The sequence below is a fragment of the Streptomyces sp. NPDC008163 genome, from assembly GCF_042956885.1.
Lineage (GTDB): Bacteria > Actinomycetota > Actinomycetes > Streptomycetales > Streptomycetaceae > Streptomyces > Streptomyces drozdowiczii_A.
This window is the reverse complement of record NZ_JBIBHG010000006.1, coordinates 120,038-145,923: the sequence shown is the minus strand read 5'-3', so window position 1 is coordinate 145,923 and position 25,886 is coordinate 120,038. Positions and strand designations below refer to the sequence as shown.

Here is a 25,886-nt window from a genome sequence, read left to right as displayed (position 1 = left end):
CCGTTTGAACCGAGAGGGCACCATGACGAACCAGACCCGCCTTGCCTCCACCGACGAGCTGGAGTCGATCTTCCAGCGCGAGCTGGCGACCGACCGCTGGGCGGCCACCGAGACCGCTTACGCCCTGGCCGTACGCCATCGTGACCTGGGTGACTGGCCCGCGTCGCGCGAATGGGTGCAGCAGTGCCTGCGTCTGCTGGAGGGTTTCCCCAGCGAGACGGAGGAGCAGGTTGCCACCAGCCGCACCTCGGTAGGAGGAGTCTCGCTGCCGACCTACCTGCACTCGGGAATCGTCGAGGCACGTTTCGGCGACCTCGGCTGAGACCTACCGATTGACCTGGGTGATGCGGCTGGCACCCGCATCGGCCGCATCACCCAGCTTGACAACCAAACTCATAGCGGCGCCCGACCGGACCGCACCGCACGACGAGGTCCGGCTGGCTTCGCCATGTCCGAAATAAGGAGACAAGCCTGTGGCCATCGAGATCGAGATGCGTGCCCGCTTCACCAAGGAGACTCACGACCAGCTCGTCACCCGTTTGAAGACGGACGGCGAGGACCTGGGCACCGACGACAAGCACATCTACTTCTACGTGCTGCCCGACCAACTCCTGAAGGTCACGGACAACACGGCCGCAGGCACCGCCAAGATCACCCTCAAGGGGAGCAAGATCGGGCAGGGAGCGGCCTTCGCGGAGACCGAGTTCGCCATCGCTCCCGCCGACGTTCCCGCCGCGGTCCAGGTATTCAACGCCCTCGGGTTCGACACGTCCATGCACGAGGCGTTCAACCTCCGTCACAACTTCCGCTTCGATGACGTCGAAATCGCGGTCAAGTGGAGTGAGGCGTGGGGCTACCACGCCGAGTTCGAGATCCTGCTGGAGGACGGGGCCTCGGACGCCGCCCGCACCGAGGCCGAGGCCAGGATCACGGACGTCGCTGAGGCGCTCGGCGTGCCCCTGATGACGGAGCAGGAGCTGGCCGACTTCACCGCCGCCTTCGAGGCAGCCGAGAAGGAACGCAAGGAGCGCGAACAGCAGGCCGCGCCGATCCGGTAGGGAACATCACCGCGGAGACCACCAAGGGGGTGGGCACGAGTGAGCACGACCCCGCTGACCGCAAGTCTGATCGACCTGGCTGCCCGAGGGCAGCTCCCGTTCCACCAGCACATGGACCACGCCACCGTCGCATGGATCAGCGACCACAGGCCGGACCTCCCGCCGACGCCGGCACCGGTCCTGCGCCCACAGTCGAAGGAAGTGCTCTTGCACGGCGGAATGCCGACACGATGGTGGGCAGACCCCCGGCTGTACACGTCGCTTCACGGCGTACGGCACGCCATGAGGGCGGCGGCGCTGGCCGCCGTCCTCGCCGAGGCGAACGGCCTCGACGACGCCGACGCCACCACGGCGATCCTCGCCGCCGCCGTACATGACTGCCAGCGGCGCAACGACCAAGAGGACCGCGGGCATGGCGCCCGCGCGGCCGTCTGGCTCGCGGCGAACGCCGACGCCGTCTGGGGTCACTTTGGCCTCGCCGCCACACCACGGCGGATCGTGCAGGCGGCCACGGCCGTACGGCTGCACGACCTCCCGTACGAGGAGTTTGCGCCCGACGACAAGGCCGACCACGCCCGCGCCGAGCGCATCACCGACGTGGTCAAGGCCGCCGACGCCCTGGACCGCTACCGCTTGCCCAAACTCAAGTGGTGGCCCGACTCGCGGTACGTCCGGGAACCCGCCTTCGAGCAGCTGCGTGGGCTCGCCTTCGACTTGGTCCTGGTCTCGGAGCGGGCTTACCTCACCGGGGCCAGCAGCCCCGCAGCCGTCCGCTACGCGCTCGCCGAGAAGGGCCTGGTCTGACCATGGACTTCCTCGACGCCTACCACCTGTGGGCCGACGCCCATGCCTTCTTCGACTCCGCTCTCATCCCGAGCGTCACCAAACAGGCCGCGCCACTCGGCGCCAACACCACGGCCTGGGAGAGACGCCTTGCCGAGGACACCCCGAACGGACACCTGCTGCGGCAGAACGCTCTCTTCGAGGCCCTCAGCGGAAACGGCAAACTGCACCTGCTGCACGTCACCCACGCCCTGGAGGAGATCAGCCGACAGGGCGTCCTCTACCCGTCGGGCGGCTGCCTTGTCGGAAGCATCTACTGCGCGCCGCTCACCGAGACCGAGCGGGGCTTCCGTATGCACAACCTCGGCGCCTATGTTCTGACCAAGGAGGCGCCGACCTTCTTGGCCAAGCTCGGCGTCACCGATCGGGTCCCCACCCCACTGATCTTCGAGATCGACACCCCGCCGCAGGTGTATCGCGGGCTCGCCGGCGTGGACTACCTGCGACTGGGCCTCATCCACCTGCAGATCTACAGCCACCTCGAGTACCTGCTGAGCAAGAACGAACGCCACCAGCTGCGCGAGACCGTCGTCAGCCGGGTCAAGAACTCGGCCGCGTTCCTCGCCTCCGCTGCCGCGGTCGCCTACCAGCGCACCCAGGTCGATGCCGAGCCGTTCCTCAAGCTGCTCGACGAGACGATCCCGCGCCTGCCGATCCTCGGCTACCTGTACTTCGAAGCGGTCGCCGAGTACCTGATGCTCCACTCGACGTCTCGCCACACCCGGCGCTTGGCCGAGTTCGGCGAGCTGAACAACTGGCTGTACAAGGAGATGCTGTTTGCCTCCTTCCCCGCCATGGCCGGCAAGTTCGACCTCGCGAGGTTCCGTCCCCGTCCGAAGCAGCTGGCCGCGCTCATCCACCGAGTCGACCCGACCATCGACACCAGCCACGCGAGCGCGTACCTGGTCGAGCGGATCAGCTACCTCGTCGCCGCCCGCCTCTTCGCGCCCGGCGATGCACCCGAAGCCTGGCACCACACGCGCTGGGAGTTCGACTCCCTGGCCACCCAGCTCGGACCGCTCCTCGGCCACCTCATCCACCGGGAACTGCGCACCTTTGGCCGCTACCCCGACTTCTACTTCTACTTCGACCAGCACAAGGCGCTGCAAGCCTGGAACTACTGGAACCACATGGACATCGTCGCCCCGTTCAACGGCACGATGCCCAAGGGCGAGATCGGCATCAACCCGGCCTACCCCAACCTCGACTACCGGGTCTGGCGCGCCGAGCAGGACGATGCCGGCCACCTCCACCCAGCCGAAGAGCTCGCGCTGACCATCGCTCCGCGGCTGGTGGACATCAAGTACACCCTCATGCGCAACAACCAGTGGACCGCCCCCGCGCCCAGCGCCGCCTGACACCGCCGCCACCTGCGGCACACCCCACCCCGAGCAACCTCACACGCAGGAGATCCGTGATGAGCCCCTCCGGCATGCCCTCCATCGACCTCCTCGGCGAACAGATCGCCTCGGTCCTCGCCGACCCCGCCACCACCCACGGCCTTGCCCGCACCCTCCGGGCCGCCGCCAAGGAGATCGAGCTCCACCGCTACCACCACGCCAGCCGACGCGCCTGGCCCAACGGCCGCATCGACGACAAGCCCGCCAAGGTCCAGATCGGTGGTGGAGCCCACCGCATCGACGGCTTCTTCAACATCGACCTTGTCCCGCCGGCCGACCTCCTCTGGGACATCCGCGAGGGCGTCCCCCTCCAGGACGACAGCACCGACGAGATCTTCTCCGAGCATTTCCTGGAGCACATCGACTACCCGCGCTCGGCCAAGCACTACGTCCGCGAGGCCCACCGCGTCCTCGCGCCGGGCGGCCGGATCATCACCGGCGTCCCCGACGCCGCCTTCGCCCTGCGCCAGTACCCCGGCCCCATGGGCACCTCCGACGAGACAATCGAGCGCTGGTACGCCAAGCGCGATTGCCGCGGCGACATCAACACGCGGCTCGACCTCGTGAACCTCGTCTTCCGCGACCAGGACGACGACCCCACGTACACGCCACACCTGTGGGCGTACGACCACGAGAAGCTCGTCCAGCTCTTCACCGAGGCCGGCTTCACCACCGTCGAGCCCTGGACCTTCGACCCCAGCATGGCCAACCCGAAGCGCCGCTGGGGCAGCGTCTACGTCGTCGCCACGAAGTAAGCCCCCTCAAACAGCCCGCGAGGCTGAGACGCCCCGTCCTAGCCGTCCCGGCCTCGCGGGCCTCCACCCACGCCAAAGCGCCGCACCCGCCCGGCCACGCCGCCGAGGGAGCCACCCACATGAACCAGGTCCCACCGCCCATCAGCGAGCTGACCCTCGCCGCCACCCCCAACGCCGTCGGCTGGGCCCGTCGCCACACGGTCGACATCCTCCAGCGCTGGCGCTTCCCCGACGAGGGCATCGAAGTCGCCCGGCTCCTCGTCTCGGAGCTGGCTACCAACGCGATCCAGCACGCACGCCCCGCGGAGACGACGGAAGCGGCCGCTCATTCCGTCGGCATCGGCACGATCGTGCTCATGCTCTGGCCCACCTACGGCGGCATCATCCTCGCGATCAGTGACCCTGACCCGCGACCGCCGGCACCTCGCGCCAGTGACTCCAGGGCCATAGGGGGCCGCGGACTCGTCCTCATCCAGACCATGGCCAACCGCTGGGGCTACTCACCCACGCAGCCATACCCCGGGAAGATCGTCTGGGCGGAGGTCCCCGCTCGTCCCAGCAGCGGCCTGGGTGAGCCTGGCTTCGGCGGCCAACAGGCGGCCCCGATGCTCATCGGGCGAGTCCTGACCGGCCTACGCGAGCTGTAACCAATCGCCTCCAACCTCCTCGTCGAACACGTCATGACCACTGCCGCCTGTTCGCCCACCACCAACCCACATCTGTTGGCTATTGCTCCACCTGGTGTCGGTCGCGGATAGGGTTCGGGTAACGCGACACGGCTCTCGTCGAGCAGAGCTGTAAGCGCCCGAGCCTTTGACCGGAGAAGACCTGCGTGAGCGTCCTCAGCCAATTCGTATGGAGCGTCGCCGACACCCTGCGCGGCCCGTACCAGGAAGCCGAGTACGGCTCGGTGATCCTGCCGTTCACCGTGTTGCGCCGACTGGAGTGCGTGATGGAACCGCACCGGGAGACGATGGCTGAGATCATCAGCCAGTACCCAGGTGATCAGCAGCGCCGTACCCACCTGAAGCTCAAGACGCGCACCCTGGACAATGCCGGGCTGAACTTCTGGACCACCAGTAAGTACAGCTTGAAGAAGGCTCTGCAGGATCCGAACAATCTCGCGGCCAACCTCATCGACTACGTCTCTGGCTTCTCGTCGAATCTGGACGTGTTCAAATCCTTCGACTTCGAGAACGTGCTACGCACCCTCGATTCCCGCGACCGCCTCTCGCCGGTCGTCAAGCACTTCCAGGGGATCGACCTGAGCCCGGATACCGTCTCGAACGCGGACATGGGCGACCTGTTCGAGAACCTCATCTACCAGTTCGCCGAGTCCGCCAACGACGGCGCGGGCCAGTTCTACACACCCCGCGATGTTGTCCGCCTCCTCGTCGACCTCGTCTATGCCGAGGACACCGAGGCACTGCGAGACCGAGGCCAAGTCCGTTCCATCTATGACCCTACCGTCGGCACCGGCGGCATGCTGACCGTCGCCGACGAGCACCTCCATGACCTGAACCGGTCTGCCTCAACGGCCCTGTTCGGCCAGGAGATCAATCCGCGCACTTACGCGATCTGCAAGGCCGACCTGCTCATCAAGGGCCAGGACCCGACTAACGTCCGCCAGGGCGACACTCTCGTCGTGGACCGATTCAAGGACCACAAGTTCGACTACGTCCTGTCCAACCCGCCGTTCGGTACCGACTGGAAGACGATCGCTTCCCAGGTAGCCGCCGAGCACGAGCGCGGCGGCCAGGGACGCTTCGCCCCAGGGCTGCCCGGTATAGGGGACGCCGCAATGCTGTTCCTCCTCCACGTTGCATCGAAGATGCGCGACGTGGACGAGAACGGGCGCGGCGGAAAGGCTGGCATCGTCCTCAACGGTTCGCCGCTCTTCACCGGCGGCGCGGAATCCGGACCGTCCAACATCCGTGGGCACATGCTGGAGAACGACCTGGTCGAGGCAATCGTCGCTCTTCCGAACGATATGTTCTACAACACCGGCATCCCGACTTTCCTGTGGATCCTCTCGAACGCCAAGCCCGCCGAACGCGAGGGCACCGTACAACTCATCGACGCTACCGGGCTCGGCTCCAAGCTGCGCAAGTCGATCGGCTCCAAGCGCGTCGAAATTCCTGGGGATGCCCGCACCGCGATCGTACGGGCGTTCACTTCCCACGAGGCATCGGACATCTCGAAAATCTTTGAGAACCGTGACTTCGCCTACTGGACGATCACGGTCGAGCGGCCCCTGCGCCTCAAGTTCCAGTGCACCACTGAGCGGATCGCCGGCGTGGCCGAGCACAAAACCCTTGGCAAGATTTCCGGCCTAGTTGAGGCCCTCACCTCCTTCGGTGAGCAGCTCTACCTCAACAGGGAGGAGTTCCTCCAGAACCTCGGCAAGCACCTGAGTGAGTGCTCAGTCACGTTGACCCCGGCTCAGCGTAAGACGCTGTGGCAGACGATCGGCGAACACGATGACGACGCCGACATCTGTCGCTACACCTCCGGCCCGCAAAAGGGCGAGATCGAGCCCGACCCGGCTCTGCGCGACACCGAAAACATCCCCTTCGGTTGGGGCGGCCATCCCAAAACCCACGATGCCGCTCAAACGACCATCGCCGCCTACTTCGAGGCTGAGGTCAAGCCACACGTTCCTGACGCCTGGGTCGACAAGAAGACGAAGACCGGCTACGAGATCCCGTTCACCCGTCATTTCTATCGCTTCACTCCGCCCCGCCCATTGGCGAAAATCGACGCTGATCTCAACCGCGTTGTTGGCGAGATCATGGAGATGCTGCGAGAGGTAGAGGCGTGAGCATTGTTCTGCCAGTGAAACGACTGGCGAGCGTCACACTCGGGAAAATGGTTCAGCCGGACCCTAAGAGCCCGTCTGATATTTCCGCCCCATACCTGCGAGCGGCACACGTCCAGCCTCAAGGGAAGATTATTAATCTGCCAGAGCAGCCGATGTGGTTCCATCCGAGCGAACTGCGGGCCCTTGACCTGCGACGCGGCGACGTTGTGATCGTCGAAGGTGGTGCCGGTTACGGCCGGTCAGCCGTGGTTCGTGAGGATCTGCCAGGGTGGGGTTTCCAGAACTCGATCATTCGCCTGCGTCCCCTCTCTGGGCGTGCCGATGGAAGGTTCCTCGACTATGCGCTGCAAGACGCACTCACGCGTGGCCGGGTCGACCTCGTCACAAGCACTGCCACGATTCCTCACTTCACCGCCGACAAGGTGTCAAAATTTGAGGTCCCCGCGCCTGCCCTCGTTGAGCAGCGGGCTATTGCTGATTTCCTGGACCGCGAGACTGGACAGATCGACGCTTTGGTCTCCAAGCAGGAGGAGTTCGTGGCGCTGCTCCGCGAGCGCCGGAGCGTTGTGGTCTCTGAGATCCTCTCTCGGGCTGAGGAAGACGGGAATCCGCCTGACAAGCTTCACCGTCGAACGCGCATGGGGAACGGATCAACCCCACGGAGTAGCGAGGACCGCTACTGGGTTGACGGTGAGGTCCCGTGGGTCAACTCATCTGTGGTGAACCTGCCAGAGGTCCGCGAGCCTTCGCGGCGCGTAACCAAAACGGCTGTCCTTGAGTGCCATCTGCCAATCGTGTCACCTGGATCAATTCTGGTTGCGCTCACCGGGCAAGGTAAGACCCGAGGTGCGGCGACGATCCTCCGGATCGAGTCCACCATCAACCAGCATCTTGCGTACATTGAGCCTGACAAGCGCTACTGGGTGCCCGAGTACCTCTTGTGGAGCCTACGCTCGAACTACGAATACCTGCGTCGCATCAGTAGTGAAAATGGCGCTACGAAAGGTGGCTTGACCGTAGGCGACCTACGGGCCCTGCGACTAGCCATGCCGCCCGTCCACAAGCAGCACCAGTTGTTGGCTGAGGTAGCGGCCGCTACAGAGCGGGTCGATTCTCTCATTGCCAAGGCACGAGAGCACATCATGTTCACCAAGGAACGGCGTGCCGCGCTGATTACGGCCGCAGTCGGCGGTCAGATCGACGCGCGTACTTTCCAGAAGGCAGGCTGAGGATGGCTGTGTCGGATCAGACTCGTGAAGAGGCGTTCGAGACCGAGATCAGCGAGTACCTGGCGGCCCACAGCTGGGAGTACAGCTCGTCCGACGACGGCTATGACGCCAAGCGCGCCCTGTGGCCGGAGGACGTGCACTGGTGGTTGCAGACGATGCAGCCCAGGGAGTACGAGAAGGTCGTCAAGGCTGGCACCCCGACCGAGCAGGCCGACAAGGAGGCTCTACTCGACGCGCTCGTGGCACGCCTGGACGTTCCTATGGGCTCGGGCGGCGGCACCCTCAACGTGCTGCGACGGAGGTTCTCTCACACCCGCGGTGCGACAGCGCACTTCCGGATGTGCCAGTTCGCGCCGGCGACGGCCCTGAATCCCACGGTGACGAAGGCGTACCAGTCGGTGCGACTGCGAGTGGCGCGTCAGGTGCACTACTCGTCGGCACGCGGTGACAACAGGTCAATAGACCTGGTGTTCTTCGTGAATGGGCTGCCGGTGGCGACACTGGAGCTCAAGTCGTTCTTCAAGCAGGAGTGGCGCACCGCAGTCAAGCAGTACAAGCAGGACCGGCAGCCGAAGGGCCAGCCGCTCCTCGGCTTCGGCACTCGCGCCCTGGTTCACTTTGCCGTCGACGACGACGAAGTCTGGATGACCACAAAGCTGGCCGGCGACAAGACCCACTTCCTGCCGTTCAACCGGGGCCACGCCAACGGTGCAAAGGGCAACCCATCAAACCCAAACGGCGCGGCCACTTCCTACCTATGGGAGGAGGTCCTCGAACGGCACAACTGGCTCCACATCCTCGGCGCGCTGATGTTCCTGCGCAAGGACGAGGACGAGGACCCGGCCACCGGGAAGATCAAGCGGTCGACGACGCTGTTGTTCCCCCGGTACCACCAGTGGCGTGCGGTACAGCGGATCGTTGACGAGGCCCGCTCTGGCGGTCCGGGCCGGCGGTACCTGATCGAGCACTCGGCTGGCTCGGGCAAAACCAACACGATCGCCTGGACCGCGCACAACCTCGCCCAGCTACACGATGGGGTCAATCGGAAGATCTTCGACAAGGTCCTGATCGTCTCGGACCGCAAGGTCCTCGACCGGCAGCTCCAGGATGCCGTCAGCCAGGTCGACGACTCCGGCGACTCGGTGGCCGTCATCGATTCCGCCGCGGTGCGCCGCTCCGGCGGTTCGAAGTCCCGGGCCCTACTCGACGCGCTGACTGGGCCTGCGCTGGTCGTCGTGGTCACGATCCAGACGTTCCCCTACGTTAAGGGCCTGATCGACACGACGCTCAGCGACAAAGCATTCGCCGTCATCGTCGATGAGGCTCACACTTCCCAGTCCGGCAAGACAGCCAACGCCCTGAAGAAGGTCCTCACCGAGGGTGGGCAGGTAGACGAGGACGAGGTGGTGGACGCCCAGGACGTCGTCAACGAGCTCCTCTCCGCCGATGATGAGCGTGCCCAGCGCGAGCAGCAGATCTCTGCGGAGACGGCTGCCCGAGCCGTGTCACCGAACGTGTCGTTCCTTGCGTTCACCGCCACACCGAAGCACAAAACGAAGACTCTGTTCGGGCGCCCCGGCGACGATGGCACGCCCGAGTCATTTGACGTGTACACGATGCGGCAAGCCATCGAGGAGGGGTTCATCCTCGACGTCCTGCGTGGCTACCAGACGTACAAAACCGCCTTCGAGATCGAAGAACGCAGCGCCGAGGGCATCGTTACCACGATCAGCAGCGACGACGAGGGTCAACTGGTGGACCCGAAGGTCGCGACGAAACAAATCATGCGGTTCAAGAACCTTCACCCGTCCAACATCGGGCAGAAGGTCGGGATTATCGTCGAGCACTTCCGGGCCAACGTCGCACACCTCCTGGACGGCCAGGCCAAGGCCATGATCGTCACCTCTTCGCGCCACGCAGCCGCCCGCTACAAGATCGAAACCGACAAGTACATTCGCGCTAAGGGTTACAAGCTCAAGACGGTTGTCGCCTTCTCTGGAGACATCACCGACAAGGACTACGGCTTGGAGAACGCTACCGAAGCGTCCCTAAACCCGGGCCTCGGTTCCGATCTCGCCCGCGAGTTCCGTCGCCCCGACCACCGGCTGATGCTGGTAGCGGAGAAGTTCCAGACCGGCTTTGACCAGCCGCTGCTGTGCGCGATGTACGTCGACAAGCCGCTCCCCGACGTCCACGCCGTCCAGACACTCTCCCGCCTCAACCGCACCTACCGTGCCCCGTCTGGCGAGGCGAAGGACCAGACGTTCGTCCTCGACTTCGTCAACAATCCCGTTGACATCCAGAAAGCGTTCCTGCAGTACTACACCGAGGCCCATGTCGAGACTGCCACCGACCCCAACCTCGTCCACCAGCTCGCCATGAAGCTCGCCCAGCCCGGCATCTACACCCGAGCCGACGTAGAACGCTACGCCGAAGCCTGGTGGGGTCAGCAGCGGCACTCGGCGCTGACGGCGGCGATCGCGCCGGCCCGCGACGAGTTCACCAGTCGATGGGCCGACGCAACCGAGAGGGACGACAGTGAGGCACTGAACGAACTGCGGACCTTCCGCAAGGACTGCGGCTCCTACGTCCGCCTCTACGACTTCATGTCTCAGGTCGTCGACTACGCGACCACCGACCTGGAGAAGCTCGCCGAGTTCCTGCGCCAGCTGGTGCGCCTCCTCGCGGTCGACGATCCACGCGCCGATGTGGACCTGTCCGGGATAGTCCTCAAGCGGGTGCGGCACATTGACCAGGGGAAGGCGGCCATAGCCCTGTCCGGCGACCAGGATACGCCGGGACTGCGAGGCGTCACTGGAATCGGTACCGCTGTGGCCCGTGATCCGCAGCAAGTGCTGCTGTCGGAAGTGATCGCCAAGATCAACAGCCTGTTCGGCGGCGAATTCGCGGACCCGCAGATCGGCGGCTTCGTCACGGCCGCGGCCGGGATGGCTGAGGAGGACCCGCGGATCGCCGAGCAGATCGACAACAACGCGCAGGACCAGTTCCTCATCTCCCCCAACCTGCGTGAGGCCCTTACCGATGCAGCCGTGCTCAACGAGGGGGCCTTCGGGAAACTGACTGGCGCGCTGACCGGCGAGAGTGAACGAGCCGAAGAGCTCATTCGGCTGATCGGTGCCTACCTCTACCAGTCCCGGCGCGCGCGCACGGAGCCGGAGGTTGGGTCGGAAGATCCGAAATTGTGACCTCAACCCGCCAGGGCGGCGGGGTGATCGATGACATTGCAGGTCAGGCCCTAGTGGGGCTTGGTCAGGTTGGTGGGGGCGGGGATGGTGCGGTGACAGGTGGGGCAGGCGCCGGTCCAGAGTGCGAGGAGGAACTGCACTTCGCGGATGACCCGGCAAAGGCTCAAGCCGATGCCGTCTCATTTGGGGACCGGGCCAGCCGTTCCCTGCTCGGTTGCCTGAGACTCCCCTGAAGGTCTTGGCCTTTGCTGCCAGGTGACCTCAGCTGGCGGGCCGGCTCTGACACTCGGCACCCATGGGACCGTCGGTGACGGCCAACGAGGCGGCGGCGGGCGGGCGGTAGTCAATCTGAGGTGTGCAGGAGTGTTGCGGGTACGGCCGACGGTCGATCGAAGTGCCGCTGCAGGCCGGACCTTTAGGCTTGGTGGTAAAGAGGAGGCGGGGGCCGCGGTGGCGCAGGGTGACATGTTCGAGGTCTGGTACCGGGCGGAGAGTTTTCCGCCCAGCTTTCCGCGGACGCACCAGATGGTGTTCTCAGCCGACGACCTGGCGCATGCGCTATTTGTCACGGGCCGGGCACCCGAGGATCGGTCGAAGCATGGGGTGACCTCGGTGTACGAGTGGCTCCACCGAACCACGATCATCCCTGCCTATATACGTAGGGCGCCGCTGGGTCGTCTCGTTCGATCCGACCTTGCGCGCGAGCTGGACCGGTCGGAGAAGGTCTCCCTGTCGTACATGCTCGGCCAAGCGATGACCGGAATCTTCAGCGAGAAGGTCGTCTCGGTCCGATTCCTCATGCATGTTGACCGGTACTGGGGTCGCCATGGGGTGGCCTTCGCTCCGAACACCAAGAAGCGCGCGGACTTGTTCGGGCAGCGCCTGAGCGGCACCTGGGTCGTGGCGGAGGCGAAGGGGCGTTCAGGCCCCGTGCCTCAGAAGGTTCGGGATGACCTGACCGCGCAAAAACGCACGATCAGGTCGGTAGCAGGTGAAAGGCCTGAGATCGCCTACGGGTGTGTCGCCCACTTTCCGAGAGAACCTGATGGCTCGGAGTTTCTCAGAGTTCTCGCTATCGACCCGCCGGAGGAAGAGCCGGAGGCCGTCGACCTGCAGGTGGACCCGGACAAGTTCATCCAGGCGTACTACGAGCCGTTCCTCGCTGCGATCGACTTCGGCGAGAAGAAGATGCGTGGCGACTACCTGGTTACAACCCTCGGCCGTTTCCGGCTCCGAGTCGGAGTGCTACGCGCCATCGTCGACCGCGTCGAGCAAGCTCACAACGGGCGAGTGTCCGGACTGCACGACGATGTGACCGACATCCTCAGCCGGCACCTTCCGGAGGAGTTGTCTGGGGGGCAGTTCCTCGACGGTACCTTGATCGCTACCAAGTGGCATGACGCTCTTGCCCAGGAGGACTGGAGTGAGTACTACTCCGACAAGACCTTTTGGTAGCCGGAGCAGCTGAAGGCTGCTGTCGCCGGTGGGGCTGATCGCAGCGGATTGACTGGGCGCACGGGGGCTGTGCTGCGTGAGCGCTGCGTGAGCGGACAGGATGACATGGGGTGGATGGGGCGGCACGGGGAGGCCGGGTCGTACCCGGCTGACCTGGGGAAACAGGATTCTGTGGCACGGCCCGGCACTGGACGGGATGATCTTGCGGGTCCTCGTAATGCGTAGGTCTCGGGTTCGAATCCCGAAGGCGGCTCGGATCAGCCTCAGGACTCACTCGCCGTGACCTGGGGCTTTTTCTGTTGTGTTGCGCGAATGTCTGGCGCCGGGGTGGGTCCGGGGGCTGAGGCTGAACTTCCGTACGGGCGGCGACGGCAAGTTGGCGCGCCTGAAGGAGATGATCTGCGCGGACTGTCCGGACGCGGACTTCCACCGGATCCTTGGCGGCATGCAGACCGACGAGTCCGTCACCGCCTGTGCGGGCCGGGCACTGGGGACGCGTTCCCCGCACGTACCTGCGTTGCGGCAGGGACCGTACGATCGCCACCGCGCTCCAGGACCGGATGGTCGCGGAAGTCGGCGCGGCCACCCCCGGCCACCGTTTCAGGGTGCGCTATTTCCCCGGCGCGTCACACGTCGGCCCGCTGGACCCCGCGCCGGTGGCGGACGTCCTGCACACACGCTCGCGGGGTCAGCGTGAGAAGCGGTTCAGGGAGCGGCGGTAGGTGTTCATGCCGATGAGCAGGGGCTTGCCCGGGCGGTCGGCGGGCTTCCGGCGAGGCGCGGCGGCCGTCTGCGGGCGGGGCGCGGGGGTGTCGGTCGTACCGCGGGCGCCGACGAAGACGGTGGCGGGGTGGCCGTTGACCAGGATCTCGTGTGTCGCGCGGACCTGGAATCCGGCGGCGCCGAAGGCGTGGTCGAAGACCGGTGCGCCGCGGCGGTTGCAGAGCAGGACGAAGCGGCCGTGGTCGGGGTGCAGCACCCGTGCGAAGGAGTCGCAGGTGCTCGCCGCGAACTCCTCGTAGGGAACGGGGAGTTCCTCGTGCTCGCCCCACGGGGGGTCGGTCACGATGACGTCGACCGAGCCGTCAGGGAGGGACGGGAGGCTCATGGCGTCCTCCGCGAGGAGCCTGACCCGGCGGTCGCGCAGGGCCTCGCCCGGCAGCTGGTCGCGGTGCTCGGCCAGGTCCAGGTCGGAGTAGATGATCTCCTGGGCGGGCATGCCGAGCCGGGTGACGACGAAGGAACCGCTTCCGGCGAACGGGTCGAGGAAGGTGTCCTCCGGCTGCGGTTCGGAGGCGAGGACGAGCATCGCCGACAACTCGTGGGAGAGGGCGCCACGGGCCTTCTTGGGCCGGGCGGGCTTGGGGAGTCGGGCGCAGAACATGAGGCTGTCCATGTCCAGGCGGCCGATGACCCAGTATTCCTGTCCCCGGCCGCTCGGTTCGAGGCGCATTCCCGTACAGGCGGCGACCGTGCGCTCGATCTCCCGCTTCGGGGCGCCGCCGATGGACGCCAGTTCGCCGTCGACGTGGACCATGACGCGGAATCCCCGTGCGCGTTCACCCGGAAGCGCCGGGAATTGCGACTTCTTCAGCGAGGCGGCCAGTCGGGACACATTCGCGTCGATATCCCCGCGGCGCGTTTCGGCACATACGGCGAAAGCGTTCTTCGCGAAAGGAATGGACGCCACGCGTTCCATGGAGGAAGTGGAGGAGAAGAGCATTGCGCTGTCGTCCTGGTACTCCATGCGGAAGTCCTCGACGAAGTGCGACATGGCATCAGCGACGAGTTCACTGGTTCCGGCGGGGTACTGGATGAAATAACGCATTCCGCAAGACTACCGGACAGGCGCGCGGGGTCCCCCGGGTCGCCCCGCGGCGGCGGCCGGCTCGTGTGCGCGGGGAGGGACACGAGCCGGCGGCCGAACCTCGGGGGCGCCCGGGTGCTCAGCCCCGGCGGCTGAACGACATCCTGGTCAGCCCCACCGCGGGCGGCACGACGGCGTCGATCGCACGGGTGGCGGGGAGCAGGGCGGCCTCGATCTTCCGGTGCCGTTCGGTCGTGCGCGCCCCCTCGTGACGGGTCCGCGGCGAAGCCGTGCGCACCAGCACCGCCATGGCCTCCTGGGCGGTCTGGCGCAGCCGTTCACGCTTCGTCAGCACGAAGCCGTTCGCCTCGAGCACCTGCGCGTACCAGGAGGGACGCCTCAGCCAGTGCGAGGGGCGGTCCCGTACGGGAAGCACCGAGGTGTCCTCGAAGAGGTGCACCGACGTGGCCGCGACCCGGGCCATCTCCCGCAGCAGGGCCTCGGCGTCGGCGGGCTGGTTGTGCTGCAGAACGGTGGCGGCGAATACGGCGTCGAAGCTCCGGTCGTCGAAGGGCAGGGTGCTTCCGTCGGTCTGGACGAATTCCGCTTCGACGTTCGCCCGGGCCTGCGCGAGCATTTCCGGAGATATGTCGGCGCCGGTGACCTTCTTGCCCCTCCTGGTCAGCCAGCCGACATTCCCGCCGGGTCCGCTGCCGACCTCCAATATGGTGGTGGCATCGGCCAGGGCGGGGGCCAGCAGCTTTTCCAGGAAAGCCGCGCGCTTGATGCGGTAGAACGGTGTGTCGTCCCCCGCCACGAGATCGCCGCCGATTTCGCGGGCGGGGAGGTGGCGTGCCACCTCGTCCCAGTAGTCCTGTTTCACGTACTCGGTCACGACGTCTCTCCCCGATTTCCGTTCTTGTTCCGTGTCAGGACGCTGCCGAGGAGTTCGTGCAGCTCCTCGGCCCGGTGCAGGTAGTGGTGCCCGGCGCCGGGGGCCTCGTCGTCCGGTGTCCGCGACGGTTCGCCCTGCCGCAGCAGTGCGAGGTATTCGGTGATCCCGGCGGCCAGCGCGTCCGGGTCTGCGTTGTCGGCGACCCGGGCGTTCGGGACGCCCTCCAGGAGGCGGGCGACCGCTCCGTCCTTGGCGACGACGGCCAGGACGGGGTGGCCGGTGCCCAGGTACTCGTAGATCTTGGTGGGGATGCAGTCCCGGTAGCTTTCGAGCGGCGGGAGGACCACCAGCAGGCCGTTCGCCTCGCTCATGCTCCGCAGCGACTCGGAGTAGGGGCGGGACGAGGTGACGACGAGGTTGTCCCTGATGCCCCACTCCTCCGAGGCCTTGAGCAGTGCGTCGGGGAACCCGCCGCCCATGAACTCGAACTCGACGTCCTTGAGGACGCCGGGGTCCGTCTCCTGGATCTGCCGCATGGCCTTGATCACATGGTGCGGGGAGTGGAAGTAGTAGAAGAAGCCGGCGTGCAGCACCCTGAGCCTGCCGGTCGCGCGCGACGCGGGCGGGGCGGGGATGTCCTCCAGGTCGACCCCGTTCCTGATCTGGACCGCCGGCTTGCCCCGCATGGCGGCGGGGAACGACGCGCGCAGGCGTTCCACGTTGCGGCTGCCATTGACGATCACGGCGGCCGCGGCCCCGCGCAGCAGGGTCTCCTCCAGCTTCCGGGTGGCCGCGTACCGGGTGCGGGTGGCGGGATCGGCGCGCCGCCTGCCGTTGGCGTCGCTCGTCCAGAACGCCCCGACGGTCCACGGGTCCCGGTACTCGACCACGTAAGGCACCTTGCGCAGCCGGTTCAGGAACCAGCCCACCGTGCCGGAGGACGCCGGCGGCAGCGAGACGACGGCGACGTCGACCGGGTCCGCGTCATGGATGCGGAGGGCCGCCTTGACCGCCGGGGTCACCCAGCCGATCTTGGACGCCTCGATCTCCGACTCGTCCTCCGCGAAGCCCAGGTCGATCAGGTCGGCGTCCGCCGCGCCGCCCGCTCCGGGCCTCGTCGCCTTCTCCCACATCTGCCGAACGCCACGCAGTGCGGACGCGGTCGTCCGCAGAGCCGGGCGCATGTCGCGTTCGCGAACGCGCACGACCCGGGCGGGTGCGACCGAGAGGCCGGGGTCCTCGGCGCCGTCCGCCTCGATCGTGAGTACGGTCACACGCCAGCCCATGCGCTGCAAATACTTCGCCATCTTGACCGGGCGCGGGATCCCGCCGCCACGCACCGGCGGGAACCAGTAAGCGACTATGAGAACGTGGCCTGAAGGCTCTCGTCTGCTGGTGGTCGTCATGTGGCCGTTTCTATCAGAGGAGTTCGAAGGACCGGTGGTCAACAGCCCTGTCTGCACAGGAAATTGCTGGCGGATCAGCTTCGCCTGTGGTGGACTGTCGCTCATGAATGGCCGAGAACAGTACCTCTTCGACCTCAACGGATACCTTGTTGTCCGTTCTGTCCTTAAAGATACCGAACTGGGCGCACTTCGCCAGGAGGTGTCGGATTACGGAGTCGACGCCGCACTGGAAAAGCACTCGTACCTCCATGCCGGCTTTCCGCGCGAGTACTACGACGACGCGGAATGGAGCGGTGCGGACGGATACCGTTACCTCCAGGACTCTTATCTCCTCGACTGGGGGCCCGCGGTCCGTTCCCTGGTGGCCCACCCGAAACTGGGCCCTTATCTCGAAGCGCTGGTAGGTGCCGAGTACCGGCTCGACCATTCATATGGAATCTTCGCCCGCGGGCGTACTTCCTCGCATGCCCTGCACAACGGCGCCACCCCGTTCGACCCGACGCAGACGTATATCTTCCAGAACGGACAGATGTACAACTCGATGGTCGTCGTCCAGTTCGCGCTGGAGGACGTCGGCGAGGGGGACGGCGGATTCTGCTGCATTCCCGGCAGCCACAAGTCCAATTTCCCGCTGCCGGCGGACTTCGCGGACCTCGACGACCTCGACGAGGAGTGCCGCGCCCAGGTCGTCCATGTGCCGATGAAGGCCGGGGACGCCGTGATCTTCACCGAGGCGGTCACGCACGGGGCCCTCGGCTGGCGGGGCGCCCAGGACCGTTCGGCCCTGCTCTACAAGTACTGCCACGGCAGCGTGCAGTGGGAGAAGGCGTCGCCCTTCGTGGCGGGTGACCACGAGTGGACCGACCGGCAGCGCAGAGCGCTCACCGGGCCGTACATCGGGGGCCGGCCCCAGGTCGGTTGAGATGAAACGTATCCCTACGCCGCAACGCATCCCCACGCCGATCACCACGCTGCGCGATCTGCCGCACACGAGCGGCTGGAAGGACTGCTTCGCCCTGACGTTCGACGACGGGCCGGTGGAACCCTGGACCGCTGATCTGCTGGATGTCCTGAAGTCCTTCGACGCCCCGGCCACCTTCTTCGTGCTCGGGTCGCGAGCGGCGGAGAGCCCCGCTCTCATCGCCCGGATGCTCGACCAGGGCTGCACGGTCGCGATCCATGGCTGGGACCACCCCCACCTGCCCGATCTGAGTCCGGAGGAGCGAGGCGCGCAGATCGGGCGCACGCGGGAACTGCTGGAGCGGCAGACCGGCAAGGACTGCCGCTACGTCAGGCCGCCGTACGGCGATGTGACCGACGAGGTGATGGCCGAGCTGGCGGACGCCGGACTGACGCCCGTCTTCTGGAGCGCTCACGCCTGGGACTGGGAGAGACCCGGCGCTGACAGGATCGCCTCCGACGTCAACGAGGGCCTGGAGGACGGCGCCGTCGTGCTCCTGCACGACGGCGGCGGGGACCGGTCCCAGACGGTGGAGGCCGTTCGGACGGTCCTGGGCGAAGCCGCCCGCCGAGGTCTCAGACCGGTCGCTCTGCCCTACGTCTGAGTGCAGTCCGGGGCCGGGGCCGTCGCCTCGGAGTGCCCCACAGTCGGCTCGGCACGGCGCCGAGTCCATGACCTCTTCCTGGAGTACGTGCAGAATGGGTGAGCTCTGGACCGCAGGTCCCGGTGCCTATGTGGGACTGAATTACAACGGGATGCACGACAGCTCGGTATGTCTTTCGGACCGCCATGGGCATCCCGTATACGCCATGAGCGAGGAGCGGTTCTCGCGGGTGAAGATGGAGGGGCGCTTTCCCCGGCGCGCGCTCTCCACGATCGACTTCGGCGACGTGGCCGGAATCGGAATCCCCTACTTGTCCCATGCCCCGGAACGGGTGGAGTCGGCCCCGGTCTTCCGGGATCTCCTGCACACCGTCCCGAATTACCCGGTGGACGAATTCCCGCGCATCTGGCGGGAGCGGCTGGAATCGCTGGGGAAGCCGCTGCATTTCTTCGACCACCACGACATGCACGCGTACACCGGATTCGTGCTCTCCGGTTACGACGAGGCCCTGGTCCTCACCTCCGATTACGGTGCCTACAGTTGCCCCGTGACCGCAGGCGCTTACCACGTGCGCCGGGGAGAGATCACCCGGCTCGCAGGTGCCTCGATGAGCGAGCACGTCGCCCTGGCCGGTCTGTACACCGACGTGACGGCGTTGCTGGGATTCAGTCCCTGCAAACACGAGGGAAAGATCACCGGCCTGGCGGCGCACGGCCGGCCGAGCAGGGAATGCCGGGAACAGGTATGGGAGTTGCACCGGCGCATTCGCTCGGCCGAGCACAACTTCTATGGCTGGGTGGGGTTCTTCGACGAGGAGATCCCGCCGTTCTACGAGCCCAACCGCCATCTGGTCCAGCGCTACCGGGCCGAACTCCCCTTCAGTGACGCCGACATAGCGCGCGCGGCCCAGGACCTTCTCGAGGAGAAGCTCCTCGCCGTGGCCCAGTGGCTGGAGCAGACGCAGGGGACCGCTCTGCCGCTGATCCTGTCGGGCGGTGTCTTCGCCAATGTGCGGGTCAACCTCGAACTGGCGAGGGTCGGCTTCTCGAAGGTCTTCGTGGCACCGCCGATGGGAGACGACGGTCTGAGCATCGGCGCCGCGGCCGCGGCCGCCCACCAGGAGGCCGCGGCGAGCGGAGCGTCCCCGGCCGCCGCCTTCCCCCTGAGCATGGCCCTGGGCACCACGCCCGGCGAGGGGACCGAGGTCCGGCTCAAGGAGCTCGGCATCGTCTTCAGCCGGCCCGACGACCCGGCCGGCGCCCTGGCGGCGCACTTGGCGCAGGGCGAGTCGGTCGCGGTGGTCCGGGGCCGCCAGGAGTTCGGCCCCCGCGCCCTCGGTCGGCGCTCCATCCTGAGCAGCGCGGCGGACCCGGTCGTCAACGAACGGCTCAACGCCAGCCTGCAGCGGACCGAGTTCATGCCGTTCGCCCCGGTCCTGAGGGCGGAGCGAGTCGACGAGGTCTTCGACCTGTCCGGCATCCCGTCGGACGTCGGCGACTGCCTCCCCTTCATGACCATGTGCCTGCCGGTACGTCCGCGGATACGGGACACGGCGCCCGCGGTCGTGCATGTGGACGGCACGGCGCGGCCCCAGGCGGTGAGCGGGGGCGCCGATCCGTTCCTGCACCGGCTGCTGGCGTCCTACGAGGAGCGGACCGGGATACCGCTGCTCATCAACACGAGCTTCAACATCCACGACGAGCCGTTGGTGTCGGACCTGGACGACGCGCTGGCGGCCTTCTTCGCCGCCCAGCTCGACGTCCTGTATCTCGACGGCGGGTTCGTCGTCGAGCTCCGGGACAACGCGCCGCTCGCGCGGATGGCCAAGCTGCTGCGCCGGGGCAGCGACGGTGTCGCGAAGCAGCGGCACAGAGCGCTGAACCTCTCCTTCGGCCGCCAGATGGTCGACGGGGCCGGACGCTTCACCGAATGGCCGGACGGTGACCCGGACCTTCCCGCTCCGTGATCAGGAGCGCCCCCGGCGGTCCGGCGGGACGGTGAGCGCGACGCGGATCGGCAGGTGGTCGGAGCCCAGACGAGGCAGCACTTCCGCCTTCAGGACGGAGAGATCGGATGAGACGAGGGCGTGGTCGAGCTGGGCGACCGGGCGGCCGGCGGGCCAGGTCCGGCCCCTCACCGGGCGGCGCCGCCGGGATACGGCGCCGGCCAGCGGTCCCACCATGTTCAAATCACCCATGACAACAGTGCTTTCGAAGAAGCGCAGTTGAGAGAAAAGTCTCTTCAACTGTCCAGGCGCGTAAAGAAGTCGGTGCGTAAGGTGAGTATTCGCCACCTGCATCGATGTGCCGTCGGGCAATTCGAGGGTGACCAACTGCGCTGCGCGGCGCACCGTGTCTCCGGCCGCCCGGCCGAGATCGATGACCGCGCTCGCCGTCACGGGAAACCGGGTCAGGACGGCGAGACCCCATGAGCCGGTGGCCTCGGATTCCGTTCGCACCACGCGAAAGCCGTTGATATCCGCCAGTGCCGTCAAGGGCAACTCCAGGACGTTATAGCCGAGTTCAGCGGCCGCCTTCCTGGCGATGCTCGGTTCGCCTCCGGGACTCCAGACCTCTTGGAGGCAGATCACATCGGACGCCAGAGTTCCGCAGGCGGCCGTGACGTCGTAGGGCGTTCCGCCGCTGCCGCAGCCCCAGTGCAGATTGAGGCTCGCGATGGTGAGGGACTGATGAAGCATCAAAACGCTTTCCTTTGCAACCGTAGAGTGCGGCTCAAGTATGGTTATAGAATTGGGAGTTCAGTGAAGAGTAACCAGGGGGAACAGTGACGACCGCAGCCATGCAACCGCTGCCCGGCCTGACCGATGACCTCGATACGGCCCAAAAGGATCTGCTGGAGAGCGGCTGCTGTCGGCTCACCGGCGCGCTGACGGGCGAGGAGCTCGCCCTGATCCGCGAGCGCATCGCGGCCGAGGCTGCTGCCGACGTGGCGCGGAGCGCGGACCACGTGTACGCGGCCGGTTCGAACCAGCGCGTCTGGTCGCTGTTCAACCGCGGGGAGGAGTTCCTGCGCCTCGCGGAGCACCCGGTGGCCATGTCCCTCATGGAGACGGTTCTCGGGCCCGACCCCCTGGTGTCCAACCTCAGCGCCAACATCACCGGCCCCGGCGGCACGGCGATGGTCCCGCACTGGGACCAGTTCTGGGCCGACCGGCCCTGGCCCAACGCCCTTGCCGCGCACGTCATCTGGATGATCGACGACTTCACGGAGGAGAACGGCGCCACCCTCGTCGCCCCGGGAAGCCATCTGCGGTCGGAACCTCCGTCGAGCGACGCACTCGCGCCGGCCGTCGGGCCGGCCGGCACGGCCATGGTCGTGGACGGCAGGCTCTGGCACGGTACCGGCGCCAACCGTTCCTCCGGGAGCCGGCGGACCGGGGTGCTCGCGTATTACTGCCGACCGTACATCCGGCAGCAGGAGAACATGGTGCTCAGCATGACCCCTGAGGTTCAGAAGGGGCTGAGCCCGCAGCGCAGGAAGCTCTTCGGGCTGGAATTCCACGAGTACCTGAACATGGTCGGCGGTCCGCCGCGGGACCTGCCTCGGTATTAGAGAGGCGGTCCGACATGGAAGAACTTCCCCCGGCGATACGCGACGCGCATTCTCTCGCCGTGATATCGCCGCATCTGGACGACGCCGTGCTTTCCTGCGGCGCACTCCTCGGTACGTACGTCCGGCTCGGGCGGCAGGCGACGACGGTGACCCTGTTCAACGGGAAGCCGCAGAATCCCCTGTCCGAGGCGGCGGTGAGCTTTCACGAGTCGATCGGTCTGCGCGACGACCCGATGGGAAGCCGTGAGACCGAGGACGACCATGCCCACGCCCTCCTGGGTGTGGACACCGTGCGGCTCGACATGGCGGAGGCGCTTTACCGCTGCGATGACGCGGGGCAGCATCTGTACCCCGGTGGCCAGGACATTTTCGTATCGCAGGGGGATGTCCGGGAAAAGGAGATGGTGGACCGAATCGCCGAGGCCCTTTCGACGGTCCCCGCTCTCCGGTCCGCCGATCTGGTTCTGGCGCCCCTGGGCGTGGGAAACCATGTCGACCACCTTCTCGTCTCCGCTGCCGCCAGGCTTCTCGACCGCTCCGCCGAATCGGTCGTCTGGTACGAAGAGCTGCCGTACATCCTCTACGACCACTGTGCGGGCTGGGAAGAAACCCTCGCGCACGGAAGTCCGTTCCTCTGCCGTTTCTCGGACGACGACTGGGAGCGAAAGCTCGACGCCATCGACTGCTACGCGTCCCAGCACCCCATCCTCTGGTTCGAGCCCGAATTCCGGCGCCAGGAGATCACCGGCCACGCGAGGAAACTGGGGTCCGGGACTCCGGCCGAGCGCTACTGGAGGAGTCAGTGACGGGCCCGTCCGTCCTCCACCTCATCAGGCCGCAGCCGCCGGGCGAGGTCGGCGGTGCGGACCTGCACATAGCCGATCTCGCGGAGGAGCAGATCCGCAGCGGCGTAGACGTCCTCGTATGCCATTACGGAAACCCCGAGTACGCCGAGCTGCTGAAGTCCAGGGGAATAGCGAACCTCCATGTCGAGACCAGGGGTCTGCGGTGGTGGCTGAGGAGCGTGCGACAGCAAGTCAGGACCGCCCGTCCCGCGGTCATCCATTCCCATGGATATGAGTCGGACTATGTCGCCACGGCGCTCAGACTGTTTCCCGGGGACAGTGGTGCGCGGAATTCGGCATTCGTGATATCCAGCCACGGCTTCATCCGCACCGGCGTCAAACTGCGGGCCATGACGCTGCTGAACGAGCGCTGCCTGCGGTCCGCCGCCGCCATCATCACCGCGAGCGAACCGGAGGCGGCGCGCCTCCGGCGGGCCGGTTACCCCGAGGTGCAGTACGTGGCCAACGGAGTACGCAAGGCGGTCGGCTTGGACCGGGTCCGGGTCGCGGAGCAGCTCGGGCTGCCGGCGGACCATGCCAAGGTCGTCTACGTCGGGCGCCTGTCACCGGAGAAGCGCCCGGACCTGTTCCTCGATGTCGCCACCGCCCTGGCCGGGGAGCGGGACGACGTGTCGTTCGCCGTGATCGGAACGGGTCCCCTGCTCGCCGAGTGCACGGCGGCGGTCGAGGAGCGCGGGCTGTCGCGGCGCATCCGGTTCACCGGCCTGCGCCGGGACGTCCCGGAGCTGCTGACGGGCGTGGACGTCCTCGTGAGCTGTTCGGACACCGAGGGGACACCGCGCGCCGTGGTCGAGGGGATGGCCGCGGGCCTGCCCGTCGTGGCGACCGGGGTCGGCGGGCTTCCGGACCTCGTCGGTCACGAGGAGAACGGGCTGCTCGTCGAAGCCGGTTCGGGGACCCGGCTCCTCGATTCCGTACGTCTTCTGCTCGATGACCCGGAAAGGGCGCGGGCCATGGGGGCGGCGGGCCGGCGGCGAGCGCAGGAGAGATTCAGTGCGGCAAAAATGTGGGCGGAAGTGAACCGGGTGTACGGCCGTGCGGCCGCCACCGCGTGGGCTCTTTCGTCCGAGCACGCCTCGTAAGGTCAGACAAATCCACGGCACTATCTACGGCACTTGTTGAAGGATTCTGATGCAAGTTAGCGTCGGCATTTTTGCCCACAATGAGGAACGGACGCTGGCCCGGTCCATCGATGCCTTTCTTCAGCAGCAGCTGAATGAGGTCAAGATACTGGAGATCATTGTCGTGTCGTGCGGGAGCACGGACGACACGGTGGGGATAGCCCGGAGATTCGCGGAGCGGAACGCCCATATCCGGGTGATCGACCGGCCCGAACGCCAGGGGAAGCTGGCCGCGATCAATGACTTCCTGGCAGCGGCGACCGGGCAGGTCGTGCTCATCGCCGGAGCGGATCTGATCCCGTCGGACGATCTCGTGGAGCGCCTTGTCCTGCCCATGTCCCGTGACCGGGACTGCGCCATGACGGGTCCTCAGGTGCTGTCGTCCGGAGGCCGGGCGACCATGGCCGGGCGGCTGCACTCCCTGCTCTGGCGGCTGCACCACGAGGTGGCGCTCGACCGGCCCAAGCTGGGCGAGATCGTGGCGGTGCGCTCGTCCTTCCTGCCGCACCAGCTGGCCGCCCCGGTCAACTGCGACGAGGTCCTCATGGAGGCGGAGGTCATCGGTGCCGGTGGCCGCCTCGCCTACGTACCGGAGGCGGAGGTGCGCAACTTCCCGCCGGACTCGGTCGGCGAGCTGTACGGGCAGCGCCGCCGCATCGCGTGCCAGCACCGCGTCGCGGCCGGGCTGCTGGCGCACCGGCCGGCGACCACGCACAAGCGCATGGTCGCGCGGGCGATGGGCCGCCTGCTGCGCAGGAAGCCCGGGGTGCTGGGCGACCTCGTCCTGCTGAGCGGCGTGGAGGCGGTGGCCCAGGTGCGCGGACGCATCGACGCGTACCGCGGCAGCACGTATCAGATCTGGCGCCCCGTCGTACGGGACACCTCGGCGCATTCATCGCACGTCGTCTACTCGGGTGCAGAAGGAGAGAAGTGATGCGGAAACGCGCGGTAGTGACCGGGGGTGCCGGATTCCTGGGCTCCCACATGTGTGAGCGTCTTCTCTTCGACGGTTACGAGGTCCTCAGCCTCGACAACTACGCGACCGGCATACCGGACAACGTCCGGCAGCTGTCGGAGATCGGGCCCTTCCGGGTCGAGAACTTCGATGTGACCGAGCCTCTCGACATACCGGGTCCGGTGGAGTTCGTGCTCCACATGGCGTCCCCGGCGAGCCCGCCCGACTACCTTCAACTCCCCGTCGAGACACTGAAGGTCGGGTCCCTCGGGACGCTCAACGCCCTCGACCTGGCCAAGGAGAAGGGCGCCAGGTTCCTCTTCACCTCGACCAGCGAGGTGTACGGCGATCCGCTGGAGCACCCGCAGAAGGAGAGCTACTGGGGCAATGTGAACCCGGTGGGACCGCGCGCCGTGTACGACGAGGCGAAGCGGTTCGGGGAGGCCCTGACCACGGCCTATCGGAGCTCGAAGGGCGTCGACACCGCGATCGTGCGGATCTTCAACACCTACGGCCCCAGGATGCGCGGCAACGACGGACGCGTCATCCCGGCCTTCATCTCCCAGGCGCTGAACGCGGAAGCGCTCACCGTGTCCGGTGACGGTTCCCAGACGCGTTCCTTCTGCTACGTCTCCGACCTGGTGGACGGGATCGCGCGCATGCTGCACTCGTCGCACGCCGGACCGGTCAACATCGGCAACCCCGACGAGATCTCCATCGGGGAGGTCGCCGAGCTGGTGGTCGAACTCTGCGGCTCCGGCTCGGACATCGAGTACGTGCCCCGGCCCGTCGAGGACCCCGAGCGGCGCCGGCCCGACATCGCCCGGGCGCGTGAGCTCCTCGACTGGTCGCCGACGGTGTCCTTCGAGGACGGCCTCAAGAAGACGATCTCCTGGTTCGCCGAATCCATGTGACTCCCGAGGAAGACATC

At 66.7% G+C, this 25,886-nt stretch carries 23 protein-coding genes and 1 pseudogene; 19 read left to right on the top strand and 5 right to left on the bottom strand.

The genetic code is table 11. From position 1 onward, the window contains the following. The first annotated feature begins 22 nt into the window (after positions 1–22). From ACFZAT_RS15475 to ACFZAT_RS15425, 11 genes and pseudogenes are all read left to right on the top strand, one after another. Positions 23–322 carry a hypothetical protein gene (locus ACFZAT_RS15475; RefSeq protein WP_073963932.1) on the top strand — a complete coding sequence of 100 codons (300 nt, stop codon included), beginning with the start codon at positions 23–25 and terminating at the stop codon, positions 320–322. A gap of 151 nt (positions 323–473) precedes the next feature. Then, on the top strand, positions 474–1,058 hold the full coding sequence (locus ACFZAT_RS15470; protein ID WP_391264535.1) for a CYTH domain-containing protein: 585 nt from the start codon (positions 474–476) through the stop codon (positions 1,056–1,058). Between the two features lie 39 nt (positions 1,059–1,097). Then, positions 1,098–1,862: a hypothetical protein gene (locus ACFZAT_RS15465; protein WP_391264533.1), complete on the top strand. Its 765-nt coding sequence runs from the start codon at positions 1,098–1,100 to the stop codon at positions 1,860–1,862. A gap of 2 nt (positions 1,863–1,864) precedes the next feature. Then, complete coding sequence (locus ACFZAT_RS15460; RefSeq protein ID WP_391264531.1) at positions 1,865–3,259, top strand: hypothetical protein; 1,395 nt, start codon at positions 1,865–1,867, stop codon at positions 3,257–3,259. 59 nt (positions 3,260–3,318) lie between these two features. Further along, the gene (locus ACFZAT_RS15455; protein ID WP_391264529.1) at positions 3,319–4,056 is read left to right on the top strand and encodes a methyltransferase domain-containing protein; all 738 of its coding nucleotides are present in this window, start codon (positions 3,319–3,321) and stop codon (positions 4,054–4,056) included. A gap of 119 nt (positions 4,057–4,175) precedes the next feature. After that, positions 4,176–4,703 carry an ATP-binding protein gene (locus ACFZAT_RS15450; protein ID WP_391264527.1) on the top strand — a complete coding sequence of 176 codons (528 nt, stop codon included), beginning with the start codon at positions 4,176–4,178 and terminating at the stop codon, positions 4,701–4,703. Between the two features lie 185 nt (positions 4,704–4,888). Then, positions 4,889–6,877 carry an N-6 DNA methylase gene (locus tag ACFZAT_RS15445; RefSeq protein ID WP_391264525.1) on the top strand — a complete coding sequence of 663 codons (1,989 nt, stop codon included), beginning with the start codon at positions 4,889–4,891 and terminating at the stop codon, positions 6,875–6,877. Continuing rightward, complete coding sequence (locus ACFZAT_RS15440; RefSeq protein WP_391264522.1) at positions 6,874–8,106, top strand: restriction endonuclease subunit S; 1,233 nt, start codon at positions 6,874–6,876, stop codon at positions 8,104–8,106. The genes ACFZAT_RS15445 and ACFZAT_RS15440 overlap by 4 nt, the downstream gene beginning before the upstream one ends. Positions 8,107–8,114: 8 nt before the next feature. Further along, on the top strand, positions 8,115–11,312 hold the full coding sequence (locus ACFZAT_RS15435; protein WP_391264520.1) for a type I restriction endonuclease: 3,198 nt from the start codon (positions 8,115–8,117) through the stop codon (positions 11,310–11,312). A gap of 465 nt (positions 11,313–11,777) precedes the next feature. Further along, positions 11,778–12,767, top strand: coding sequence for a hypothetical protein (locus tag ACFZAT_RS15430; RefSeq protein WP_391264518.1), 990 nt, complete (start codon positions 11,778–11,780; stop codon positions 12,765–12,767). A gap of 340 nt (positions 12,768–13,107) precedes the next feature. Continuing rightward, positions 13,108–13,489, top strand: a pseudogene (locus tag ACFZAT_RS15425) (alpha/beta hydrolase); the annotation flags it as partial. Here ACFZAT_RS15425 and ACFZAT_RS15420 read toward each other — a convergent pair. The 3 genes from ACFZAT_RS15420 to ACFZAT_RS15410 all read right to left on the bottom strand — a co-directional run bounded on the left by ACFZAT_RS15420 (position 13,456) and on the right by ACFZAT_RS15410 (position 16,875). Beyond that, the gene (locus ACFZAT_RS15420) at positions 13,456–14,595 is read right to left on the bottom strand and encodes a TRM11 family SAM-dependent methyltransferase (RefSeq protein ID WP_391264516.1); all 1,140 of its coding nucleotides are present in this window, start codon (positions 14,593–14,595) and stop codon (positions 13,456–13,458) included. The pseudogene ACFZAT_RS15425 and the gene ACFZAT_RS15420 overlap by 34 nt on opposite strands. 118 nt (positions 14,596–14,713) lie before the next feature. Next, positions 14,714–15,469 (bottom strand): methyltransferase domain-containing protein, encoded by a 756-nt coding sequence (locus ACFZAT_RS15415; protein ID WP_391264514.1) that lies wholly within the window; start codon positions 15,467–15,469, stop codon positions 14,714–14,716. Further along, positions 15,466–16,875, bottom strand: a complete 1,410-nt coding sequence (locus ACFZAT_RS15410; protein ID WP_391264512.1) for a glycosyltransferase — start codon at positions 16,873–16,875, stop codon at positions 15,466–15,468. Before ACFZAT_RS15410 ends, ACFZAT_RS15415 begins: the two co-directional genes overlap by 4 nt. Positions 16,876–16,978: 103 nt before the next feature. Here ACFZAT_RS15410 and ACFZAT_RS15405 point away from each other — a divergent pair, with 103 nt between their 5' ends. The 3 genes from ACFZAT_RS15405 (at position 16,979) to ACFZAT_RS15395 (ending at position 20,406) form a co-directional block, all read left to right on the top strand. Then, on the top strand, positions 16,979–17,797 hold the full coding sequence (locus ACFZAT_RS15405; protein ID WP_391265017.1) for a phytanoyl-CoA dioxygenase family protein: 819 nt from the start codon (positions 16,979–16,981) through the stop codon (positions 17,795–17,797). A 1-nt stretch (position 17,798) separates the two neighbouring features. Next, complete coding sequence (locus tag ACFZAT_RS15400) at positions 17,799–18,440, top strand: polysaccharide deacetylase family protein (protein ID WP_391264510.1); 642 nt, start codon at positions 17,799–17,801, stop codon at positions 18,438–18,440. A gap of 205 nt (positions 18,441–18,645) precedes the next feature. Beyond that, a complete protein-coding gene (locus tag ACFZAT_RS15395) occupies positions 18,646–20,406 on the top strand; it encodes a carbamoyltransferase C-terminal domain-containing protein (RefSeq protein WP_391264508.1) in 1,761 nt (586 codons plus the stop codon). Here the strand turns inward: ACFZAT_RS15395 and ACFZAT_RS15390 are convergent, their stop codons facing one another. Then, a complete protein-coding gene (locus tag ACFZAT_RS15390; RefSeq protein WP_391264506.1) occupies positions 20,407–21,138 on the bottom strand; it encodes an endonuclease/exonuclease/phosphatase family protein in 732 nt (243 codons plus the stop codon). Positions 21,139–21,224: 86 nt separating this feature from the next. Here ACFZAT_RS15390 and ACFZAT_RS15385 point away from each other — a divergent pair, with 86 nt between their 5' ends. Beyond that, positions 21,225–22,013: a phytanoyl-CoA dioxygenase family protein gene (locus tag ACFZAT_RS15385; RefSeq protein WP_391264504.1), complete on the top strand. Its 789-nt coding sequence runs from the start codon at positions 21,225–21,227 to the stop codon at positions 22,011–22,013. A gap of 14 nt (positions 22,014–22,027) precedes the next feature. Then, on the top strand, positions 22,028–22,819 hold the full coding sequence (locus tag ACFZAT_RS15380; protein WP_391264502.1) for a PIG-L family deacetylase: 792 nt from the start codon (positions 22,028–22,030) through the stop codon (positions 22,817–22,819). Here the strand turns inward: ACFZAT_RS15380 and ACFZAT_RS15375 are convergent. Then, positions 22,813–22,944 carry a hypothetical protein gene (locus ACFZAT_RS15375; protein WP_391265032.1) on the bottom strand — a complete coding sequence of 44 codons (132 nt, stop codon included), beginning with the start codon at positions 22,942–22,944 and terminating at the stop codon, positions 22,813–22,815. The two genes, ACFZAT_RS15380 and ACFZAT_RS15375, sit on opposite strands and share 7 nt — an antisense overlap. Between ACFZAT_RS15375 and ACFZAT_RS15370 the strand changes: the two genes are divergently transcribed. The 3 genes from ACFZAT_RS15370 to ACFZAT_RS15360 are packed head-to-tail and all read left to right on the top strand — an operon-like array spanning position 22,882 to position 25,869. Then, positions 22,882–23,961, top strand: coding sequence for a glycosyltransferase (locus ACFZAT_RS15370; protein WP_391265016.1), 1,080 nt, complete (start codon positions 22,882–22,884; stop codon positions 23,959–23,961). The genes ACFZAT_RS15375 and ACFZAT_RS15370 overlap by 63 nt on opposite strands. A gap of 49 nt (positions 23,962–24,010) precedes the next feature. Continuing rightward, positions 24,011–24,934: a glycosyltransferase gene (locus tag ACFZAT_RS15365; protein ID WP_391264499.1), complete on the top strand. Its 924-nt coding sequence runs from the start codon at positions 24,011–24,013 to the stop codon at positions 24,932–24,934. Continuing rightward, on the top strand, positions 24,934–25,869 hold the full coding sequence (locus ACFZAT_RS15360) for an NAD-dependent epimerase/dehydratase family protein (RefSeq protein WP_391264497.1): 936 nt from the start codon (positions 24,934–24,936) through the stop codon (positions 25,867–25,869). The genes ACFZAT_RS15365 and ACFZAT_RS15360 overlap by 1 nt, the downstream gene beginning before the upstream one ends. Positions 25,870–25,886 lie beyond the last annotated feature (17 nt).

Coding starts and splice junctions, on each gene's coding strand:
- ACFZAT_RS15410 (WP_391264512.1), bottom strand. CDS start 16,875: ATGACGACCACCAGCAGACGAGAGCCTTCAGGCCACGTTCTCATAGTC.
- ACFZAT_RS15365 (WP_391264499.1), top strand. CDS start 24,011: ATGCAAGTTAGCGTCGGCATTTTTGCCCACAATGAGGAACGGACGCTG.
- ACFZAT_RS15455 (WP_391264529.1), top strand. CDS start 3,319: ATGAGCCCCTCCGGCATGCCCTCCATCGACCTCCTCGGCGAACAGATC.
- ACFZAT_RS15405 (WP_391265017.1), top strand. CDS start 16,979: ATGAATGGCCGAGAACAGTACCTCTTCGACCTCAACGGATACCTTGTT.
- ACFZAT_RS15360 (WP_391264497.1), top strand. CDS start 24,934: ATGCGGAAACGCGCGGTAGTGACCGGGGGTGCCGGATTCCTGGGCTCC.
- ACFZAT_RS15400 (WP_391264510.1), top strand. CDS start 17,799: ATGAAACGTATCCCTACGCCGCAACGCATCCCCACGCCGATCACCACG.
- ACFZAT_RS15375 (WP_391265032.1), bottom strand. CDS start 22,944: ATGGCATACGAGGACGTCTACGCCGCTGCGGATCTGCTCCTCCGCGAG.
- ACFZAT_RS15390 (WP_391264506.1), bottom strand. CDS start 21,138: ATGCTTCATCAGTCCCTCACCATCGCGAGCCTCAATCTGCACTGGGGC.
- ACFZAT_RS15395 (WP_391264508.1), top strand. CDS start 18,646: ATGAGCGAGGAGCGGTTCTCGCGGGTGAAGATGGAGGGGCGCTTTCCC.
- ACFZAT_RS15475 (WP_073963932.1), top strand. CDS start 23: ATGACGAACCAGACCCGCCTTGCCTCCACCGACGAGCTGGAGTCGATC.
- ACFZAT_RS15460 (WP_391264531.1), top strand. CDS start 1,865: ATGGACTTCCTCGACGCCTACCACCTGTGGGCCGACGCCCATGCCTTC.
- ACFZAT_RS15380 (WP_391264502.1), top strand. CDS start 22,028: ATGGAAGAACTTCCCCCGGCGATACGCGACGCGCATTCTCTCGCCGTG.
- ACFZAT_RS15420 (WP_391264516.1), bottom strand. CDS start 14,595: ATGCGTTATTTCATCCAGTACCCCGCCGGAACCAGTGAACTCGTCGCT.
- ACFZAT_RS15430 (WP_391264518.1), top strand. CDS start 11,778: ATGTTCGAGGTCTGGTACCGGGCGGAGAGTTTTCCGCCCAGCTTTCCG.
- ACFZAT_RS15450 (WP_391264527.1), top strand. CDS start 4,176: ATGAACCAGGTCCCACCGCCCATCAGCGAGCTGACCCTCGCCGCCACC.